Source organism: Vicinamibacterales bacterium, from assembly GCA_035699745.1.
Classification (GTDB): domain Bacteria; phylum Acidobacteriota; class Vicinamibacteria; order Vicinamibacterales; family 2-12-FULL-66-21; genus JAICSD01.
Genome location: DASSPH010000029.1, coordinates 50,343 through 69,393 on the forward strand (window position 1 = coordinate 50,343; position 19,051 = coordinate 69,393).

The 19,051-nt window shown below is 68.1% G+C and carries 15 protein-coding genes; 7 read left to right on the forward strand and 8 right to left on the reverse strand.

All coding sequences use genetic code 11. The features are described 5' to 3' along the window. The 3 genes from VFK57_05660 to VFK57_05670 all read right to left on the reverse strand — a co-directional run bounded on the left by VFK57_05660 (position 1) and on the right by VFK57_05670 (position 6,107). The gene (locus VFK57_05660; protein HET7695176.1) at positions 1–1,239 is read right to left on the reverse strand and encodes an HlyD family efflux transporter periplasmic adaptor subunit; all 1,239 of its coding nucleotides are present in this window, start codon (positions 1,237–1,239) and stop codon (positions 1–3) included. A 124-nt stretch (positions 1,240–1,363) separates the two neighbouring features. Next, positions 1,364–5,122 (reverse strand): methionine synthase, encoded by a 3,759-nt coding sequence (gene metH, locus VFK57_05665; protein HET7695177.1) that lies wholly within the window; start codon positions 5,120–5,122, stop codon positions 1,364–1,366. Positions 5,123–5,135: 13 nt separating this feature from the next. Beyond that, a complete protein-coding gene (locus VFK57_05670) occupies positions 5,136–6,107 on the reverse strand; it encodes a metalloregulator ArsR/SmtB family transcription factor (GenBank protein ID HET7695178.1) in 972 nt (323 codons plus the stop codon). Between the two features lie 54 nt (positions 6,108–6,161). Here VFK57_05670 and VFK57_05675 point away from each other — a divergent pair, with 54 nt between their 5' ends. Both VFK57_05675 and VFK57_05680 read left to right on the forward strand, forming a co-directional pair. Then, entirely contained in the window at positions 6,162–6,911 is a 750-nt protein-coding gene (locus VFK57_05675) for a thioredoxin domain-containing protein (GenBank protein ID HET7695179.1), read from the forward strand. Positions 6,912–6,943: 32 nt separating this feature from the next. Then, on the forward strand, positions 6,944–7,381 hold the full coding sequence (locus VFK57_05680; GenBank protein HET7695180.1) for a nuclear transport factor 2 family protein: 438 nt from the start codon (positions 6,944–6,946) through the stop codon (positions 7,379–7,381). 34 nt (positions 7,382–7,415) lie between these two features. Here the strand turns inward: VFK57_05680 and VFK57_05685 are convergent, their stop codons facing one another. After that, positions 7,416–9,491 carry a M13 family metallopeptidase gene (locus tag VFK57_05685; GenBank protein HET7695181.1) on the reverse strand — a complete coding sequence of 692 codons (2,076 nt, stop codon included), beginning with the start codon at positions 9,489–9,491 and terminating at the stop codon, positions 7,416–7,418. On the opposite strand from VFK57_05685, the gene VFK57_05690 reads away from it, so the two are divergent. From VFK57_05690 to VFK57_05700, 3 genes are read left to right on the forward strand one after another with little or no spacing between them, the layout of a single operon-like run. Beyond that, positions 9,481–10,143, forward strand: coding sequence for an alpha/beta fold hydrolase (locus VFK57_05690; GenBank protein HET7695182.1), 663 nt, complete (start codon positions 9,481–9,483; stop codon positions 10,141–10,143). The two genes, VFK57_05685 and VFK57_05690, sit on opposite strands and share 11 nt — an antisense overlap. A gap of 9 nt (positions 10,144–10,152) precedes the next feature. Continuing rightward, positions 10,153–11,997: an oligoendopeptidase F gene (gene pepF / locus VFK57_05695; protein HET7695183.1), complete on the forward strand. Its 1,845-nt coding sequence runs from the start codon at positions 10,153–10,155 to the stop codon at positions 11,995–11,997. A 12-nt stretch (positions 11,998–12,009) separates the two neighbouring features. Beyond that, the gene (locus tag VFK57_05700) at positions 12,010–12,738 is read left to right on the forward strand and encodes a polysaccharide deacetylase family protein (GenBank protein ID HET7695184.1); all 729 of its coding nucleotides are present in this window, start codon (positions 12,010–12,012) and stop codon (positions 12,736–12,738) included. Positions 12,739–12,748: 10 nt separating this feature from the next. On the opposite strand, the gene VFK57_05705 is transcribed toward VFK57_05700, so the two are convergent. The 4 genes from VFK57_05705 to VFK57_05720 all read right to left on the reverse strand — a co-directional run bounded on the left by VFK57_05705 (position 12,749) and on the right by VFK57_05720 (position 16,398). Further along, positions 12,749–13,309 carry an arylesterase gene (locus VFK57_05705; GenBank protein HET7695185.1) on the reverse strand — a complete coding sequence of 187 codons (561 nt, stop codon included), beginning with the start codon at positions 13,307–13,309 and terminating at the stop codon, positions 12,749–12,751. 163 nt (positions 13,310–13,472) lie between these two features. Continuing rightward, entirely contained in the window at positions 13,473–14,654 is a 1,182-nt protein-coding gene (locus tag VFK57_05710; GenBank protein ID HET7695186.1) for a S1 RNA-binding domain-containing protein, read from the reverse strand. Beyond that, complete coding sequence (locus VFK57_05715) at positions 14,651–15,820, reverse strand: MFS transporter (GenBank protein HET7695187.1); 1,170 nt, start codon at positions 15,818–15,820, stop codon at positions 14,651–14,653. The genes VFK57_05710 and VFK57_05715 overlap by 4 nt, the downstream gene beginning before the upstream one ends. Beyond that, positions 15,817–16,398, reverse strand: coding sequence for a peptidylprolyl isomerase (locus VFK57_05720; GenBank protein HET7695188.1), 582 nt, complete (start codon positions 16,396–16,398; stop codon positions 15,817–15,819). The genes VFK57_05715 and VFK57_05720 overlap by 4 nt, the downstream gene beginning before the upstream one ends. A gap of 146 nt (positions 16,399–16,544) precedes the next feature. Between VFK57_05720 and VFK57_05725 the strand changes: the two genes are divergently transcribed. After that, entirely contained in the window at positions 16,545–16,889 is a 345-nt protein-coding gene (locus VFK57_05725) for a hypothetical protein (GenBank protein ID HET7695189.1), read from the forward strand. 98 nt (positions 16,890–16,987) lie between these two features. Next, positions 16,988–19,051, forward strand: a 2,064-nt coding sequence (locus tag VFK57_05730; GenBank protein HET7695190.1) for a DUF349 domain-containing protein, incomplete at its 3' end; no start/stop codon positions are given.

Consider the following 19,051-nt stretch of genomic DNA (forward strand, 5'->3'; position numbering starts at 1 on the left):
TCACTTCAGGGCGGCGGCGTTGCGCGCGACCGTGACGCCCTCCTGCAGGCCGCCGGCGACGACGGCCTCGTGCGTGTTCAACGGGCCGAGGGTGACGTCCTGGCGATCGAACCGGCCGCCGCGCTGCACGCGCACGAACGCGTGCTCCCCTTCGAGCACCACCGCGTCGCGCGGCACCACCAGCGCGCCGCGCACGCGATCCAGCTCGACGTCGAGCGACGCCGTCAGGTCGGGCATCAGATTCGGATGTGCTTCCTTCACCAGGACCAGCACGATGAAGTTGCGCACCTTCGGCGACAGCGTCGACTGCTGGCCGATGGGCGAGATTTGATCCACGGTGCCGTGGAACGTGAGCTCGGGATAGGCGTCGAGACCGACGCTCACCGGCTGCCCGACGCGCAGGTCGTTCATGTCCGCCTGGTTGACGCGGGCGCGAACGCGCATCACCGCGGGATTGACCACTTCGACCACCGGCTGGCCGGGACGCACTTCGTCCCCTTCCATGAACTCGACCATGTTGCCGCCGTTCTTCCAGGTCGTCTTCACCACCGCGACGCCGGGCAGCGGCGAGGCGATCAGCATGCGCTCGGCGTTCGACTCCGCCTGCTTCATGTTGGTCTCGGCGCGATTGCGGCGGATCTCGAGGATCCGGATGTCGGCGGCGGCGGCGCGCCGCTTCAACTCGAAGGTTTCCTGGAGCTGCTTCAGCCTGGCTTCCGCCTCCTCGAAGGCGAGCTTGTTCTTCTCGGCCTGGATCTTCGGCAGCATGTCGTTCTTGACCAGCTCGTTGCGGGTGCGCTCGACGGTGCTCTGCGCCTGCTTCAGCGTGCTCTCGTCGCTGGCGCGGGCCGCCACTTCCTCCGCCGTCCGCTTCTTGATCTGCTGATCCAGATCGTTCAGCTCGGCGCGCCGGTCCAAGGCGTTGCGGAGCTGATCCTGGCGATCGAACTCCACCAGCGGATCCCCCGGGTGCACCGAGGTGCCGGCCTTGATCAACCGCATGATGACCAGCGAATTGTTGTTCTGGCCCGACAGGCGGGGCGCCTGGATCGCCGTCGCCTGGACGGCTTCGACGGTGCCCGCCAGGCGGACGGTGCGCACGAAGTCCCCCTTCCGCACCACCGTCGTCGCCGGCGTGGCGCTGGCGGACTGCTCCGGACTGCGCGCGCGAAGCGACAGGCCGGCCGCGGCAATGCCGGCGACCGCGGCGGCGGCGATCAGAATGGACGATTTCTTCATGACAGTGCCCTGTATTTCCGGCGTATTCCGGGCCTGTAATCAGACGGCCGAAGCCACCCTTTGGTTGGGCACCGAACAGGATACCTCAAGCGCTACAAGGGCTTGCGGCCGTGCGGGAGTGATCCTAGGAGCATTTGACACCGAGATCGACTTCGTAGCCCAGATTCGGGGACAGCCACTTCTCCACCTCTTCAATGGCCACGCCCCTCCGCCGGGCGTACGACTCGATCTGGTCCCGTCCAACGCGCCCCACGTTGAAGTATCTGGCCTGCGGATGCGAGAAGTAGAACCCGCTGACGCTGGCGGCCGGCGTCATCGCGCCGTGCTCGGTCAGGCCCATCCCCTGCCGCTCGGCCTGGAGCAGTGCGAACAGCTCGAATTTCTGACTGTGATCCGGGCACGCCGGGTAGCCCGGCGCCGGCCGGATGCCGCGGTGGCGTTCCTGATGAAGGTCCTCGGCCCCGATGGTCTGCGGATCCGGGTGACCCCAGTCCTCACGCACCCGCGCGTGGAGATAGGTCGCAAACGCCTCCGCCAGACGATCCGCGAGCGCCTTGACCATGATCGCGCTGTAGTCGTCGTGCTCGGCCTCGAAGCGCTTCGCCAGTTCCTCGGCGCCGATGCCGCCGGTGACGGCGAACAGCCCGAGGTAATCGGGGATGCCGCTGCCGCGCGGCGCCACGAAGTCGGCCAGCGACAGATTCGGCCGCTGGTCGGGCTGGTGCTCCTGCTGCCGCAGCATCGGGAAGCGCGCGTAGACCTCGCGGCGATCCTCGTCCTTGTAGAGCACGATGTCGTCGCCGTCGGCGATCGCCGGCCAGAAGCCGTAGACGCCGCGGGCGCGGATCCACTTGCCGTCCACGATCTTCTTGAGCAGCGCCTGCGCGTTCGCATGGAGCTCGCGGGCCGCCTCGCCGTACTGCGGATGCTCGAGGATTGCCGGGTACCGCCCCTTCAGCTCCCAGGCGGAGAAGAAGTAGGTCCAGTCGATGTACCGGGCAATCTCCTGCAGCGGCACGTCGTCCAGGAACCGGCGGCCGACGAACGCCGGCGTCGCCGTCACGTGATCGTCCCAGTTGTACTGCAGCCGGTTGCTCTTCGCCTGCTCGTAGGAGAGCAGCGGCCGCTCGCTGCGCGCCTTGTACTTCTCGCGGATCTCCTCCTGGGCTTCGCGGTTGCTCTGCACGAAGGCGCCGCGGCGCTCGTCGTTGATGAACGCGGAGACGACGTCGACGACGCGCGACGCGTCGAGCACGTGCACCGTCGGCTGCGAGTATTCGGGCGCAATCTTCACCGCGGTATGCTGTCGGCTGGTCGTGGCGCCGCCGATGAGCAGCGGCAGCGTCAGCTTGCGCCGCTCCATCTCGCGCGCCACCGTCACCATCTCGTCCAGCGACGGCGTGATCAGCCCGCTCAGGCCGATCATGTTGGCGCCGCGCTCGAGGGCGGTGTCGAGGATCTTCGCGGCCGGCACCATCACTCCGAGGTCGATGACCTCGTAGTTGTTGCAGCCGAGCACGACGCCGACGATGTTCTTGCCGATGTCGTGGACGTCCCCCTTGACCGTGGCCATGACGATGCGTCCCTGGGCGCCGCCGGCGGAGGGATCCGCGGCGAGGCGCGCCGCCTTCTCCTTTTCCATGAACGGCTCGAGATAGGCGACCGCCTTCTTCATCGCCCGGGCGCTCTTGACGACCTGCGGCAGGAACATCTTGCCGGAGCCGAACAGGTCGCCGACGATCTTCATGCCGTCCATCAGCGGCCCCTCGATGATGTCGAGCGGGCGCGGGTACTTCTGGCGCGCTTCCTCGGTGTCCTGATCGATGAAGTCGACGGCACCGTGGACGAGCGCGTAGGCGAGCCGTTCCTCGACCGTCCGGCTGCGCCACTCGAGATCCGCTTCCTTCTTCCTGCCGCTGCCCTTCACGGTGTCGGCGAACTGCACCAGCCGCTCGGTGGCATCGGGACGGCGGTTGAAGATCACGTCCTCGACGTGCTCGAGCAGATCCTTCGGGATGTCTTCGTAGACGACGAGCTGCCCGGCATTGACGATGCCCATGTCCATGCCGGCCGTGATGGCGTGGAAGAGGAACGCGGAGTGCATCGCCTCGCGCACTGTGTCGTTGCCGCGGAAGGAGAACGAGAGATTGCTGACCCCGCCGCTGATCTTCACGCCGGGGCAGCGCTGCTTGATGATGCGCGTCGCCTCGATGTAGTTCACCGCGTAGTCGTTGTGCTCCTCGAGGCCGGTGGCGATGGCCAGGATGTTCGGGTCGAAGATGATGTCGGACGGGTCGTAGCCCGCCTGCTCGGTGAGCAGCTTGTAGGCGCGCTCGCAGATCGCGACCTTGCGGTCGACGGTGTCGGCCTGGCCGGTCTCGTCGAAGGCCATCACCACCACGGCCGCGCCGTAGCGCTGAATCGCGCGCGCCTTGGCGAGGAAGTCCGCCTCCCCTTCCTTCAGGCTGATCGAGTTGACCACTCCCTTGCCCTGCACGCACTTGAGGCCGGCCTCGAGCACCGACCACTTGGAGCTGTCGACCATGATCGGCACGCGGGCGATCTCGGGCTCGGTGGCGATGTAGTTCAGGAACGTCGTCATGGCGCGCTCGGAATCGAGCATGCCTTCGTCCATGTTGACGTCGATGATGTTGGCGCCGCCGCGCACCTGTTCGGCGGCGACCTGCGCCGCTTCCGCCCAGTTGCCGGCTTTGATCAGCCGCGCGAATCTCGCCGAACCGGTGACGTTCGTGCGCTCGCCAATCATCTGGAAGTTGGAGTCGGGCCTGATCGTCAGCGGCTCGAGGCCGGACAGCACCGTGAAGGGCTGGGAGCCGGAAGCCGGCAGCGGCCGCGGCGCGATTCCGGCGACGGCTTGCGCGATGCCGTGAATGTGATCGGGCGTCGTGCCGCAGCATCCGCCCACGATGTTGACGAACCCGCTGGTGGCGAAGTCCTTCACCAGTTCGGCGGTCTCGGCCGGCAGCTCCTCGTAGGCGCCGAAGGCATTGGGCAGCCCGGCGTTGGGGTAGCTGCTGACGTAGCACTCGGCGATCGCGGCGAGATCGGCAAGGTACGGACGCATGTCGCGCGCGCCGAGCGCGCAGTTGATGCCGATGCTGAACGGCTTCGCGTGCCGCACCGAAATGTAGAACGCTTCGAGCGTCTGCCCCGACAGCGTGCGGCCGCTCTTGTCGGTGATGGTGAACGAGATCATCAGCGGCAGGCGCACCCCCTTCTCGGCGAACACCTGCTCGATGGCCGCGATCCCCGCCTTGGCGTTCAGCGTGTCGAAGATCGTCTCGAGCAGCAGGACATCGGAACCGCCGTCGATCAGCCCGCGAACCTGTTCGGCGTAGGCGTCCCTGAGCTGATCGAACGTCAGTGCCCGGAACGCCGGATCGTTGACCTCCGGCGAGATCGACAGGGTGCGGTTGGCCGGACCGATCGACCCGGCGACGAACCTGGGACGATCCGGCGTCGTCGCCGTGCATGCGTCGCAGGCCGCCCGCGCCAGCCTGGCGCCTTCGAGATTCAGCTCGTAGGCGAGCGCCTCGAGGTTGTAGTCCGCCTGCACCACCGAGGTGCTGCTGAACGTGTTCGTCTCGATGATGTCGGCCCCCGCCTCCAGGTACTGCCGGTGGATCTCGCTGATCACGTCCGGGCGCGTGAGGATCAGCAGGTCGTTGTTCCCCTGCAGGTCCTTGGGATGGCTCCTGAACCGCTCGCCGCGGAAGTCCGCCTCGGTGAGCTTGTAGCGCTGGATCATGGTGCCCATGGCGCCGTCGAGCACGAGAATGCGCCCGCGGAGCGCCTGGTCGAGTGCGCTCCAGGCCGCGGGTCGAGGGCCGAGGGCCGAGGGTCGAGGGTCGTTCAGGGGCATCGTGGGAGGTCCTCTAGGAACTTGCGGCGGCTTTCACGCCGCTCGCGATCAGCACGGTAAACGGGTCGCGCGCACGGCGCGCACCGACGGTAATCTTCACGCCCGAGAGTCCGGCGCGTTCCAGCATCGCGCGCAGCTCGTCGTCTTCGAAGCCGAGCCACTTGTCGCCGAGGCGCTCGCGGACCCAGGCTTCCTCGTGGCGCCGCAGCTCCAGCAGCAGCACGCGCCCGCCGGAACGCAGGATGCGCACCGCCTCGCGCAGCGCCGCGTCCGGATCCTCGGCGTGGTGCAGCGCCTGCGAGAGCAGGGCGACGTCGACGCTCTCGTCTTCCAGCGGCAGGTTCTCGATCTCGCCGCGCGTCCACTCGATCTCGCCGCGCTCGCCGGGACTGCGGCGGGCCAGCTTGACCGCCGCCAGCGACTTCGCGCGCTCGAGCACGGCCTCGGAACGATCGACGGCAATGACGCGGCGCGCGAAGCGGCTCGCCTCGATCGTCAGATAGCCTTCGCCGCAGCCGAGATCCGCCACGTCCAGCTCGGGCAGCAGATGCCCGAGCGCACGGGCCCATGCCGCCCAGCTCCGGCCGGGAACGATCTGCCGGTGCTCGTCGGCCGCACCGTGCTCGTCGAAGTTCTCCCTGCGCACGCGCCGGACTTCTTCGAGCCGCGCCGCGTCCGCGCGCCCTTCCGGGGATCCCGCGACGGCGTCGAAATGCGCCCGGAGCACCGGCCAGATCGGGCCGAAGCCGTTCGCGCCGGACTGCAGCGCCGGCGCCAGGCTGAAAAACGTGAAGCCGGCCTCCTTCCGCTCCTCCACGAGCCCGGCTTCCTTCAGCAGACCCAGGTGCCTCGACACGCCGGACTGCGCGATGCCGAGGATGGCGGTCAACTCCGACACGTTCAGCCGCTCGGCTTCCAGCAGCCGCAGGATCCTCAGCCTCGCGTCATCACCCAGCAGGCGGAAGAGTGCCGCCGACGAGATCATTGCATCTATAAATCTATATGCGTTGATGCTTATTGTCCAGAGTAGACTTAGCCCATGAAATTCCAGACACTTCCGGCGACGCTGGTCCTGGCCGGCTTCTGTGCAGGGCCGGCCGCGGCCCAGCTGCCCCCGACACCGCCCGGCGGGTCCCCCCCGTCCGTCCAGCAGCAGAACGAGGAGATCATCAAGGAGCTGCGGACCATCCGCGCCCTCCTCGAGAGCGTCATCAGGCAGACGCCGCCGCCGCGTCCGGCCACCGGAAAGGTCAGCAACCTCCAGGGCTACGCGCTCGGCAGGCCGGACGCCCCGTTGACGATGGTCGAGTTCACGGATCTGCAGTGCCCCTACTGCCGCCAGTTCGCGCTGACGGCGTTCGACGAGATCAGGAAGAACTGGATCGACACCGGCAAGCTGCGCTATATCAGCCGGGACTTCCCGATCGACGTGCTGCATCCGCACGCGATGGCCGCCGCCCGCTCGGCGCGGTGCGCCGGCGAGCAGGGGAAGTTCTGGGAGATGCGCCTCACGCTCGTGCGCAACGCCAACGTGCTCTCCCCCGACTTCATGACGAAGACGGCGGGCGATCTGAAGCTCGACCCGAAAGCGTTCGCCGCGTGCGCCGCCTCGTCGAAGCACGACGCCGCGATCCAGGCGGAGCTGCAGGAAGGAGCGAAGCTGGGGATCGACGGCACGCCGACGTTCGTGATCGGCCGCACGACGCCCGGCGGCATCGACGGGCCGATGATCGTCGGCGCGCTGCCGTACGCACAATTCGACGCGAAGCTGAAGGAGCTGCTGAAGTAGACCAACAACCGGTGTCGTATTCAGGAGGACGCATGAAGATCGCTATCCGGGCCCTCGTGCTACTCGTACTCACTCCGGGGTTGTCGTTCGCGCAGGACAAGGCGGCACTCGAGAAGACGCTCATCGCCAACGAGCAGAAGATCAACGAAGCGGTTGCGAAGGGAGACAAGGCCACGTTCTCCTCCCTCGTCGCGGCAGGCGCCATGTCGGTCGACAAGAGCGGCTTCATGCCGATCGCGGAGTTCCTCAAGGTCTTCGACCAGGTCAAGATCAAGAGCTGGAAGATCGACAATCCGCAGGTCCAGTGGATCGACGCGAACAACGCGATCGTGAACTACACCTGGACGGGCACCGGCACCTTCATGAACCAGCCGGTGGACTCGCCGACGCTCGCGTCCACGCTGTGGACGAAGAAGGGCACGAAGTGGACGGCGACGTTCCACTCGGAGATCGCCGCCGCGAAGAAGTGAGTCGCTTCGCTGCTGTCTAAAGCCTGAGACCCAACTACCACACCCGGCAGACGGGTTCTTTCGCGACCATCTTCGCGGGCGCCGAGCAGCTGAAGGCGCTCGCGAATTCCGGCATGTTCACCACGACCCCGTTGGTCCGGTACTCGCCCGGGGAGTGCGGGTTCGTCTGCGCGTGCAGGCGCGCGATCTCCGGGCTCTTGTTCTCGCACCACATCTGCGCCCAGCCGATGAAGAAACGCTGCTGCGGGGTGAAGCCGTCCGCCTCGCCAAGCGGCCTGGTCTTGAGCCGCTCCATCAGCGCCATCCATGCCAGGCGGAGACCGCCGTTGTCGGCGACGTTCTCGCCGAGCGTCAGCTTGCCGTTCAGCTTCACGTCGCCGACCGCGGTGTAGCCGCTGTACTGCTTGTCGAAGCAGGCGGCGCGCTCTTCGAACGCCTTGCCGTCAGCGGGCGTCCACCATTCGCGCAGGTTCCCCTGCGCGTCGAAGCGGCGTCCCTGGTCGTCGAAGCCGTGCGTCAGCTCGTGGCCGACGACGGCCGCCGCCGCGCCGTAGTTCACCGCGTCATCCGCTGCCTTGTTGAAGAACGGCGGCTGCAGGATTCCGGCGGGGAAGTTGATGTTGTTCTCGAGCGGGTTGTAGTAGGCGTTCACGGTCGGCGGCGTCATCAGCCACTCGGTCTTGTCGACCGGCTTGCCGATCTTCGCCATCTGGCGCCGGTACCCGAACAGGTTGGCGCGCTGTGAGTTGCCGTAGGCGTCCCCCCGGACGATGCGGAGGGACGAGTAGTCGCGCCAGCGATCCGGGTAGCCGATCTTGTTGGCGACGGCGCGCAGCTTCGTTTCGGCCGCCTTCTTGGTCTCGGGAGACATCCAGGTGATCTCGCCGATGTCGCGGGCCAGCGCCGCTTCGATCGCCTCGACCATCTCCACCGTCCGCGCCTTGCCATCGGCGCCGAACGTCCGCTCGACGTAGATCTTGCCGAGCGCCTCGCCGAGATCCGCGTCGGCGGCGTCGACGCAGCGCTTCCAGCGCGGCCGCTGCTCCCGCGCGCCGGTCAGCGTCTTGTTGTAGAAGTTGAAGTTCTCGTCGACGAAGCGCGCCGGCAGCATGTGCGCGTTCGAGTGGATGACGTGCCAGCGCAGGTACGTCTTCAGGTCGGCCAGGGACGTCGCGGCGATCACCGCGTCGACGGCCTTCATGAAGTCGGGCTCGGTGACGTTCGCGCTGTCTCCCGCCGGCGCTTCCGCCCGCTCCAGATACTGCGACAGGTTGAAGTTCGGCATCAGCTTCTTCACCTCGTCGCGCGACATCTTGTGGTAGATGTTCGACGGGTTGCGCTGCGCCACCCGATCGAGCGCGCTCCTGGCGAGCGTCGTCTCGATCTGCATCACCGTCTTCGCGCCCGCCGCCGCGGACGCCGCGCTCGCGCCTCCGAGCTCCAGCATCCTGGCGACGTGGCCGAGGTAGGCCTCCCGCAGCTTCACCGAATTCGCGTCCTCCTTGAAGTAGTAGTCGCGATCGGGAAGACCCAGTCCGCCCTGCCCGTAAATCAGCATGTACTGGCTCGCGTCCTTGAAGTCGGGCGCGGATCCGAACCCGAAGAACCCGGTCATGCCCACGGTGTGCATCTGGCCGACGACCGCGGGAATGTCGTTCTTCGTCTTGATGGCGTCGACGCGCGCGAGATCGGGAGCAAGCGGCGCGGTTCCCTTCTTCTCGATCTCCGCTTCCGCCATGCAGCTCGCATAGTAGTCGCCCACCTTCTGCATCTCGGCCGAGGCGGCCGCGGCCCCGGGCCTGGCCGCGTTCTCGAGAATGTCTCTGAGGATCTCGTTGTTGCGGTTCTGCAGCTCTTCGAACCGTCCGTAGCGCGGCTGATCGGGAGGCGCGGGGTGTTTCGTCATCCAGCCGCCGCAGGCGAACTTGTAGAAGTCGTCGCATGGATTGACGGCGCGATCGAGCGCCGCGAGATCGACGCCGGAGCGGCTCACGTCGATCTCCGACTGCGGCGGCCGCGGCAGCTGCTGCGCCGCGAGCTTCACGCTGCCGGAGGCCAACGCCGCGGCGGCGGACCCGAGCACTATCGCGAACGCTCTCGTGCGTGTCATCATGCGTCTCCTCGAAGTGCTGTCAGTCTACTCCAGCGATCGCGCCGCAGCCGGACTGGTCCTGGCGCATGGCGCCGGCGCCGGGCAGCGAAGCCGCTTCATGGTCGAAGCGTCACGCGCGCTGGCGGCCCGCGGCGTCACCGTGGCGACGTTCGACTTCCCGTACATGACGAAGGGGCGCAGCGTCCCGGACAAGGCGCCGGTGCTCGAGGCGTCGTGGCGCGAGGCGTTCGCCGCGGCGCGCGGCCACGAAGCGTTCGCGGCGCTGCCGCTCTTCATCGGCGGCAAGTCGATGGGCGGACGCATCGCGTCGCAGGTTGCGGCGCAGGGGCTCGACGGGCTCGCCGGGCTCGTGTACCTGGGCTACCCGCTGCACCCGCCCGGCCGGCCCGAACAGCGCCGCGACGCACATCTGCCTGCCATCCGCGAGCCGATGCTGTTCGTGCAGGGGACGCGCGACGAGTTTGGAACCTCAGCCGAGATTGCCGCGTTATTGCCGGGCTTGAATCCCCGCGCCGCGCTCCACGAGGTCGAGGACGGCGACCACTCGTTCAAAGTCCGGGTCAAGATCGCAGGCCGCAGCCAGGACGCCGTTCTGGCCGGCATCTACGACGCCGTCGCCGCATTCGTCCGCGGCGTCGCCGCGGTCTAGAATCAACTGATGTCCCAGACGATGGTTCCCCCCGCGCCGCCGGCGCGCAGCCGCAACCGCCCCGAGATCCCGGACCGCTTCAAATGGAACGTGTCCGACATCTTCCAGAGTTGGGAGGCGTGGGAAGCGGCGTACAAGAAGCTCGAGGCGGGGATCGATCGCTACGCCGAGCTCAAAGGAACGCTCGCCGGCGGACCGGCCGCGCTGCTCAAGGCGTTCAGCCTGTCCGAGGAGCTCGGCCAGCTCGCCTATCGCGTCTGGTACTACCCGTCGCTGCAGTACGACGAGGATCAGCGCGACAACACGATCAACGCGAGGCGGCAGCAGGTGCAGATCCTCTTCGCCCGCTGGAAGCAGGCGGAGTCCTGGTTCAGTCCCGAACTGCTGCAGATCCCGCTCGACACCGTCCGCGGGTGGATGGACCGCGACGCGGATCTGAAGGTCTATCGCTTCGCGATCGAGAATCTCTACCGTCAGCAGGAGCACGTCCTCGACGAAGCCGGCGAGCGTCTGATGTCGCTCGCCAGCCGCCTCGCCGCCTCGCCGAACGACGCGTACTGGGCGCTCTCCACGGCGGACGCCAGGTTTCCGAAGATCACCCTCTCCAGCGGGGAGGAGGTCACCGTCTCGTACGGACAGTACCGCGCGATTCTCGCCACCCGGCACGAACAGGCGGATCGCGAGAAGGCGTTCACGGCGCTGCACGAGACCTACAACGGCTCGCTCAACACCTACGCATCGCTCTACAACGCGGTGTGCCAGCGCGACTGGTTCCAGGCGCGGGCGCGCGGTTACACGAGCACGCTCGAAGCGGCGCTGCACGGCGACAATATCCCCACCTCGGTCGTCGAGAACCTGATCGAGACGACGCGGGCCGGTGTGGCGCCGCTGCGCCGGTATCACCAGCTGCGCCGGCGCACGCTCGGCGTGCCGTCGTATCACGTCTACGACTTCTCGATCCCGCTGGTGAGCTTCGACAAGAAGTACGACTACGACCAGGTGCTCGACTGGATCGTCGAAGCGGTGGCGCCGCTCGGTCCCGATTACCAGGCGTTGATGCGGCAGGGCTTCGCCAGCCGCTGGATCGACGTCTACGAGAACGAGGGCAAGCGTTCGGGCGCGTATTCAGCCCCGGTGTACGGCGTGCACCCGTACATGCTGCTGAACTACACCGACACGATGGACGACGTGTTCACGACGGCGCACGAGATGGGCCATTCGATGCACACCATCCTGTCGCACGAGTCGCAGCCGTTCATCTACTCCGACTACACGATCTTCGTCGCCGAGGTGCCGTCGACGCTGAGCGAGGCGCTGCTGCTGGAATACATGCTGGCGCACTCGACCGACCCGACCGAGCGGATCGTGCTGCTGCAGCACGCCATCGACAACATCACCGGGACGTTCTACACGCAGGTGATGTTCGCCGATTACGAGCTGCGGGCGCATCGGCTCACCGAGCAGGATCAGCCGATCACCGCCGAGATCCTGACCGCCACCTACACGCAGCTGCTGAAGGACTACTACGGCGACGCGGTGGATCTGAGCGCCTACACCGGGATCACCTGGTCGCGGATCCCGCATTTCTTCAACTCGCCGTACTACGTTTATCAGTACGCGACCTGTTTCGCGTCCGCGGCGCAGATCGCCAGGCAGATTCACGCCGGAGGAAAGCCCGCGGCGGAGGCGCGCGATCGGTTCCTCAACCTGCTTCGCGCCGGCGGCAGCGACTATCCCATGGAGCTGCTGCGCCGGGCCGGCGTCGATCTGGCGCAGCCCGACACGGTGCGCGCGGTGGTGGATCAGCTGGACGACCTGGTGACCAGGCTCGAGCGGGAACTGCAGCAGCGGTGACGGGGTGATCTGATGTTCTTTCTCATCGCGCTCGGCGTCGGCGTCGTGTTCCTGGCGCACACCGCGCCGTTCCCCTTCCTGCTCGAAGCGTTCGCCCCGTCCAAGTCGCTCTGGCGCGTGCGGGACGCGAAGGGACCCGGGACGCCGGCCACGGTGTATCTCACCTTCGACGACGGGCCGAATCCGACGGCGACGCCGGCCCTGCTCGACGTGCTGCGCGAGCACCAGGCGACGGCGACCTTCTTCCTGATCGACGAACACCTGACCGACGCCACCGCGCCGATCGTGCGGCGGATGTTCGAGGACGGCCACGCCGTGGCGCTGCACTCGAACAGCCGGGCGCTGATGATGAAGACGCCGGAGGATCTCGCCGCCCTGTTGACCGGCTACGCCGACCGCATCGAGCAGCTGGCCGGGTCGCGCCCGTGCCGCCTCTTCCGCCCCCACGCCGGCTGGCGCAGCGGCTCGATGTACGAGGGACTGGACCTGAGCGAGCACCGGCTGGTCGGCTGGAGCTGGGGGTTGTGGGACTGGAACTGGTTCCGGGCGCGTGAGGCGAGCGGGCTGGCGGCGCGGCTGGCGAAGCGGGCGTCGCACGGCGACATCATCGTGATGCACGACGGGCATCACGTGGATCCCCGGGCGGACCGCCGCTACGCGGTCGAGGCCACGCGTCAGCTGGTGCCGGCGCTGCGGCAGCGCGGCTACGAGTTCGGCCGGCTGTGCGTGCCGGCGGCGTAGACCGCGGCTGTCATCGCACGGCCGCCGTCGCGAGGAGCGGCTCGAGGTAGGGCCACACCGTGTCGGCAATCAGCCGCGCGCCGGCGGCATTCGGATGGATCGCATCATCGCCGTTCAACTCAGGATTCAGCGCCACCCCGTCGAGCAGGAACGGCACCAGCGGAACGGCGTAGCGCGCGGCGAGGCGCGGGAACACGCGGTGGAACTCCACCGAGTAGTTCCAGCCGTTCAACGGCGGCGTCTCCATTCCGCAGAGCAGCACGCGGATGCCGCGCGCGTGCGCGCGCTCGATGATGGCGGCGAGATTGCGCTCGATCGCCGCGATCTCCAGGCCGCGCAGCCCGTCGTTCGCGCCGAGCTCGAGGATCAGGATCCGCGTCTCGCCGGTGAGCGCGGCGTCGAGTCGGCGGACGCCGCCCGCGGTGGTGTCGCCGCTGACGCTCTCGTTGCGGATCGTCCAGCCCGGATGCGTGCGGTCGAGGCGTCCCTGCAAGACCGCCGGAAAGCTCTGCGAGCGCGATGGCGACACCGCCAGGCTGTCGCCGAGCACGACGATCTGCCGCGCAATCACCGGAGCCGCCGTGGAGCCCGGCGCGGTCGGGGCGGACCTCTCCGATCCGCAGGATGCGGCGCTCAATGCGGCGGCGAGAGACAGGTAGAGCGGCGAGCGAGCCGGGGACATGAACGTTAAGACGCGCGAGCGCGCGAAATCAGTTCAGCTCAGCCTCGAGCGGTCACTCGTTCGGCCTGCGGCCGAGCGCACCTTTCAGCTTGTCGGCAAGCGATGATCCGAACGACTCCGGCGCCGCGGCCTCCGCCCGCTGGGAGTACTCGCGCACTTGGTCGGCCTCACGGGCCGCGTCGACCGCCTTGATGCTGAGACGCAGGCGATGGTTCGCGGCATCGATTTCCTGGATCATCACCTGGACGGTGCTGCCGGCCGGCAGCGCCCGCGCGACGTCGGCGGTCTTTGGCACACCGGTCTCCGCGAGCGGGATCAAACCGGTGAGGCCGGGAGCGAGCGAGACGAAGACCCCGAACTTCTCGTGGCGCTCGACGGTGGCGGCGTGCACCTGTCCGGCGGCATACGTGTCGGACGCCTTCGACCACGGATCGTCGCTCAACTGTTTGAGGCCGAGCGCGATCTTCTGCTTCTCGCTCTCGCCCGGATCGACGCGCAGCACCTTGACGGTGATCTCGTCCCCCACCTTCACGACCTGCGAAGGATCCGTCACGCGCGACCATCCCATCTCCGACACGTGCAGAAGCCCCTGGACGCCGCCGCCGAGCTCGACGAACGCGCCGAACTCGCGCACGGAGGCGACGCGGCCCGTCAGGATCGCACCGGGCACGATCGACTGGCGGATCTCGGCGGCACGCGCCTTCTGCTCCTCCTCGAGCACGGCGCGCCGGGAGACGATCAGGTTCCTGCCGCCCTCCTTGAACTCGGTGATGCGGAAGGCGTAGATCCTGCCGATGTGCGCGGCGGGCTCGGTGCGCACCGTATCGATCTGGGAAAACGGGCAGAACGCGCGCTGCCGCGCGATCCGCACCTCGTAGCCGCCTTTCACTTCCTGCTCGACCTTGCCTTCGACCGGCAGGCGGGCGCGGAAGGCGTCCTCGAGCTGCCGCACGGTCGCCGCGCCGCGAGCCAGCCTGCGTGAGAGCTGCAGCCCGCCCTCCGCGGATACGACGACCGCCTGAATGCGATCGCCGACGGCGGCCTCGAGCGCGCCGTTCTCGTCCTTCAGCTCGTCGACGTCGATCTGCGCTTCTCCCTTGCCGCCGACGTCGACGAACGCCACTTCGGGACCGATGGCGACGATGGTCCCTTCCAGCGTCTGTCCTTCCCTGAAGCGCCTCGCCTTGATCGAGGCCTCGAACAATGCGGCGAAATCCTCCGTCGAGTCGTTCACGGCGTACTCCTGTTCTCCGCGGTCGGGCGGGGGTAGCCGCCGGCGAGCAGCGCCGTTCCCAGCAGCACGAGGGCGGCCGATCCGTACGCCGCTCCCTCGCCGAGGAACTGCAGCGCGCCGTTGCCCCAGATCGGCCCGAGCGTGCGGCCGAGACTCTCCAGCGCGCCGGCCGCCCCCTGGATGCGGCCCTGCTCGTGCTTGCTGCCAGCGCCGCTGACGAGCGAGACCAGCGACGGATTGCACAGGCCGATCCCGATCGCGCCGGGGATCAGCAGGGCGACGAACAGCGGCAGCGAGTATGTCAGCGCGCTGCCACCCCAGCCAATCGCTGCGAACACGAGCCCGACAATCAGCGTCCGCCGCTCGCCCAGGCGGCCGACGACCGGCCCGACGGTCGCCAGCTGAACGATCACGCCGAGAAAGCCGAACGCGGCGAGCAGATATCCGGTATGCGTCGCGTCGAAGCCGAAGCGCCGCGCCCCGAACAAGGCGAACGTGGTCTGGTAGACCGCGAACGAACCCCAGTAGAGGAAGTCGATCGCGAACAGCCGGCGCAGACCGGGACGCCGGCCCAGCTCGCGCAGCGCCTGCCAGGGGGAGCCGGCGACGGCCTCGACGCGGTGAACGGTCTCCGGCAGCCAGAACCAGGCGAACAGGGTCGCGAGGACGCTCATGACCACCGCCACCCAGATCGGCGCCGCATAGCTGATGTGCGCGAACAGGCCGCCGAGCGCCGGGCCGATGATGAAGCCGAGGCCGAATGCCGCGCCGAGCACGCCGAACGCCTTCGCGCGGTTCTCGTCCGTCGTGATGTCGCCGATGTAGGCGCGCGCGGTCGTGATGTTGCCGCCCGACAGGCCGTCCACGATCCGCGCCACGAACAGCATCGCGAGCCCCTGCGCCAGCGCGAGCAGGACGAAGCTGACGACGGTGCCGATCAGGCTGAAGATCAGCACCGGCCGCCTTCCCCAGCGATCGGACCAGTGCCCCAGCAGCGGCGAGGCGATCAGCTGCGCCATCGAGAACGACGCGAACAGCAATCCAATCGTCAGCGGCGACGCGCCGAACGTCGCGGCGTAGAACGGGAGCAGCGGAATGATGATCCCGAACCCAATCAGATTGACGAGGATCGTGAGAAAGATGATGAAGAGCGGACGGCCGCTCATTCGCGTCGTTCCGTCACGCTCTTGATCAGCACCGGCGTGACCGGCACGTTCTCCATGCCGTCGCGCGAGGTCGTCGGCACGCCGGCGATCCTGTCGACGACGTCCATGCCCGAGAGGACGCGGCCGAACACGGCGTAGCCGAAATCGTCCGGCCCGAAGCCGCGGTGGTCGAGGGCGGCGTTGTCGGCCACGTTGATGTAGAACTGCGAGGTGGCGCTGCGGGCCGCCCGGAGGCGCGCCATGGCCAGGGTGCCGCGGCGGTTGCCCAGGCCGTTGGTGGCCTCGTTCTGGATGGGCGGGCGCGTGGCCCGCTCGACCAGCTCCGGCGTGTAGCCGCCGCCCTGGATTACGTAGCCCGAAACTACGCGGTGCCAGATGGTCCCGGCATAGTGGCCGTCCCGGGCGTACCGCAGGAAGTTCTCCGTGGAGACGGGGGCGCGATCTTTGAATAGCTCGGCCACGATGGACCCCGCGGAGGTCTCGATCACGACCACGGGATTGCCCGGCGCGGGCTGCAACGGATCGGCAGCCTGCGGCGTCTGAAGAAGGAAACCGAGCAGGGCGAAGAGGATAGGCATCTGATTCGGCCGGCGCCGGACTCTGGCCGGGGCCGGACAATGAGTGTCCGGTGGCGAACCGCCGGCCCAAAAGTTTGGTGCGCGTCGATTCAAGCGAATGGATCGAATGTTAGCCTACAATTGATGTTCTTCGCCGGAGGACAACGATGGTAACGGAACTCCAGAGCGAGCAGCGCGAGCTGGCGGAGTACATTCGCGCCGGTTCGACGCGCGGTCCGCAGTGCTTCGGCAGCTACTTCGACGACAAGGGCGGGTCGTGCGCGCTGGGCGCGGTCTACGACGCCGTTTACCATCTGCCGAGGAACCACGGGAAGCTGATTCCTGATCATCTCGAGCGGCTGTTCCGCTGCCTCGACGAGGTCACGAAACGGTGCCCGCACGAAGGATGTAAGAAGCGGCTGCCCCTGGCGCCAATGCTGGTCCATCTCAACGACGACCACGTGTGGACCCGGGAGCAGATCGCCGACTGGCTCACGGCTGAATCACAGTAGGTAACGCTGCGATTTGGAAATCTGGAAATTTGGAAACTTGGAAATCCGCGATTTCCAGATTTCCAGATTTCCAAATTTCCAGATTGAGTAAGGCTCCCATGTCTTTCCTCGACCGCTTCAAGATCCAACCCAAGCACAAGTCGGCCGACCCTGAGATCCGCGTCGCGGGCGTGGCGGAGCTCGGACCGTCGGACGAGGACACGGCGGCGCTGGTCGCGCTCGCGCGGGAAGACGCCGAGGTGCGCGTCAGACGCGCGGCGGCGGCGCGGATCGAGGACGTCGACGTGCTGGCCGGCCTTGCCGCGGCCGACGCGGACGCGGGGCTGCGCGAGGAGCTGCTCGCGCGGCTGGCGGCGATTGCCGCCGGGAGCGACGAGGCATCCGCGGCGCGCGCGCTCGCCGCGCTCACCGATCCGAAACAGATCGGCACGGTGGCGAAGACGTCGCCGGCGGAGAGCGTGCGGACCGCCGCCGTCGGACGGCTCACCGACGTGAAGTCGCTCAGCTCGGTGGCGCGGCACGCGGCGGACCCGCGCACCGCGGCGCTCGCCTGCGACCGAATCGAGGATGCCGCGGAGCTGCTCAACATCGCGGCGAAGACCGAACACAAGGACGCCGGCATCGGCGCGCTGGAGCGCGCCGTGAGCCTGGCTTCGCCGGATCGCGAGACCCTCGACGGACTCGCCGAACGCGCGAAGAACAAGTCCGTAGCGAAACGCGCGAGGGCGATGGTGCAGGCAATCGACGAAGCGGCGGCGGCAGAAAAAGCGGCACTCGAGGCACACCGGCAGCGCGTCGCCGGCGCGCTCGCGCGCGTCGAGGCGCTCGCGGCATCCACCGCCACGGCGGGGGCGGCGGATCAGCTGCGCGAGGCCGAGGCCGAGTGGGCACAGCTGCTCGAGACGGCCACTCACGAGATCGGCGCCGCCGAGCGCGGCCGGTTCCAGAGCGCGGCGTCGGCGTCGCGCGCGGTGCTCGAACGCGAGGCGCAGGAGCGCGCCGAACGCGAGCGCCTGGAGGCAGAGCTGAACGCGGCGCGGCTGCGGCGCAGCGAGATGTGCGAGCGCATCGAGGCGATTCACGGCGACGACGCCCTCGATCGGATCGCCCAGGCGCGCTCGGAATGGGAAGGGCTGCCCGCCGATCCGGAAGCGGCGGCGCACGCCGCCTTCATGGCGCGCTTCGAGGACGCCTGCCGCCGCGCGGCGTCGCGGCACGAGAACCTGCAGGAGGCGGCGAAGACGAACCTGCGGCTCGACGAGCTGTCGCGCGAGGCGGAGCAGCTCGCCGCGCAGGAAGACAGTCCGGCCTACGCGTGGGATGCCGTCTCGCGCGAGTGGACCGCGCTCCGCGGCAGGAGCGAGTCGCTGGACGAGGCGGTGCAGCAGCGCTACACCGCCGCCGAGACGACGATCCGCGAACGCGCGGAGGCGAAGCGGCTCGCGGCGGAGAAGGCCCTGCGCCAGCAGGTGCAGCGCGTCGACCAGCTGATCGAGCGCGTCCACAAGCGGGCGGAAGCGGAGGATCTCACCCTCAAGGAAGCCGACAAGGCGGCGCGCGATCTGCGCGCGGCGATCGAGACGCCGCTGGCGGTGCCGCATCACGAGCGCGAGTACCTGGTCGAACGGCTGAAGGCGGCGCTCGGCGCGCTGGCGCCGAAGCTCCACGAGCTGCGCGAGATGGACGAGTGGAAGCGGTTCGCCAATGCCGCCGTGCAGGAAGAGCTGATCGCGCAGGCGGAGGCGCTCGGGAAGAAGTACGACCTCGAGAAGCCGGACGACATGGAGAAGGCGGCGCGCGAGCTGCACGACATCCAGGAGCGCTGGAAAACCGCCGCCGAAGCGCCGCGCGCCCAGGCGCAGACGCTGTGGCACCGCTACCGGCAGGCGGCCGACCCGATCCAGGCGAAGGCGCGCGAGTTCTTCGCCAGCCGGGCGGCGGAGCGCGAAGCCAACCTGAAGATCAAGCTGGCGCTGTGCGAGCGGGCGGAAGCGCTCGCCGACTCGACCGACTGGATCAAGACGGCGGAGGAGATGAAGAAGCTCCAGGCCGAGTGGCAGGCCTCCGGGCCGGTGCCGCGGCCCGAAACGCGCGCGGTGTGGAAACGCTTCCGCGACGCGTGCGACCGATTCTTCACGCGGCGCAACGAGGACCTCGCGCAG

Bases quoted from the DNA above. Each gene is read 5' to 3' on its own strand.
- VFK57_05720 (HET7695188.1), bottom strand. From the start codon at position 16,398: ATGCCTATCCTCTTCGCCCTGCTCGGTTTCCTTCTTCAGACGCCGCAG.
- VFK57_05675 (HET7695179.1), top strand. From the start codon at position 6,162: ATGAAATTCCAGACACTTCCGGCGACGCTGGTCCTGGCCGGCTTCTGT.
- pepF (HET7695183.1), top strand. From the start codon at position 10,153: ATGTCCCAGACGATGGTTCCCCCCGCGCCGCCGGCGCGCAGCCGCAAC.
- VFK57_05725 (HET7695189.1), top strand. From the start codon at position 16,545: ATGGTAACGGAACTCCAGAGCGAGCAGCGCGAGCTGGCGGAGTACATT.
- VFK57_05680 (HET7695180.1), top strand. From the start codon at position 6,944: ATGAAGATCGCTATCCGGGCCCTCGTGCTACTCGTACTCACTCCGGGG.
- VFK57_05660 (HET7695176.1), bottom strand. From the start codon at position 1,239: ATGAAGAAATCGTCCATTCTGATCGCCGCCGCCGCGGTCGCCGGCATT.
- VFK57_05715 (HET7695187.1), bottom strand. From the start codon at position 15,820: ATGAGCGGCCGTCCGCTCTTCATCATCTTTCTCACGATCCTCGTCAAT.
- VFK57_05685 (HET7695181.1), bottom strand. From the start codon at position 9,491: ATGACACGCACGAGAGCGTTCGCGATAGTGCTCGGGTCCGCCGCCGCG.
- metH (HET7695177.1), bottom strand. From the start codon at position 5,122: ATGCCCCTGAACGACCCTCGACCCTCGGCCCTCGGCCCTCGACCCGCG.
- VFK57_05670 (HET7695178.1), bottom strand. From the start codon at position 6,107: ATGATCTCGTCGGCGGCACTCTTCCGCCTGCTGGGTGATGACGCGAGG.
- VFK57_05700 (HET7695184.1), top strand. From the start codon at position 12,010: ATGTTCTTTCTCATCGCGCTCGGCGTCGGCGTCGTGTTCCTGGCGCAC.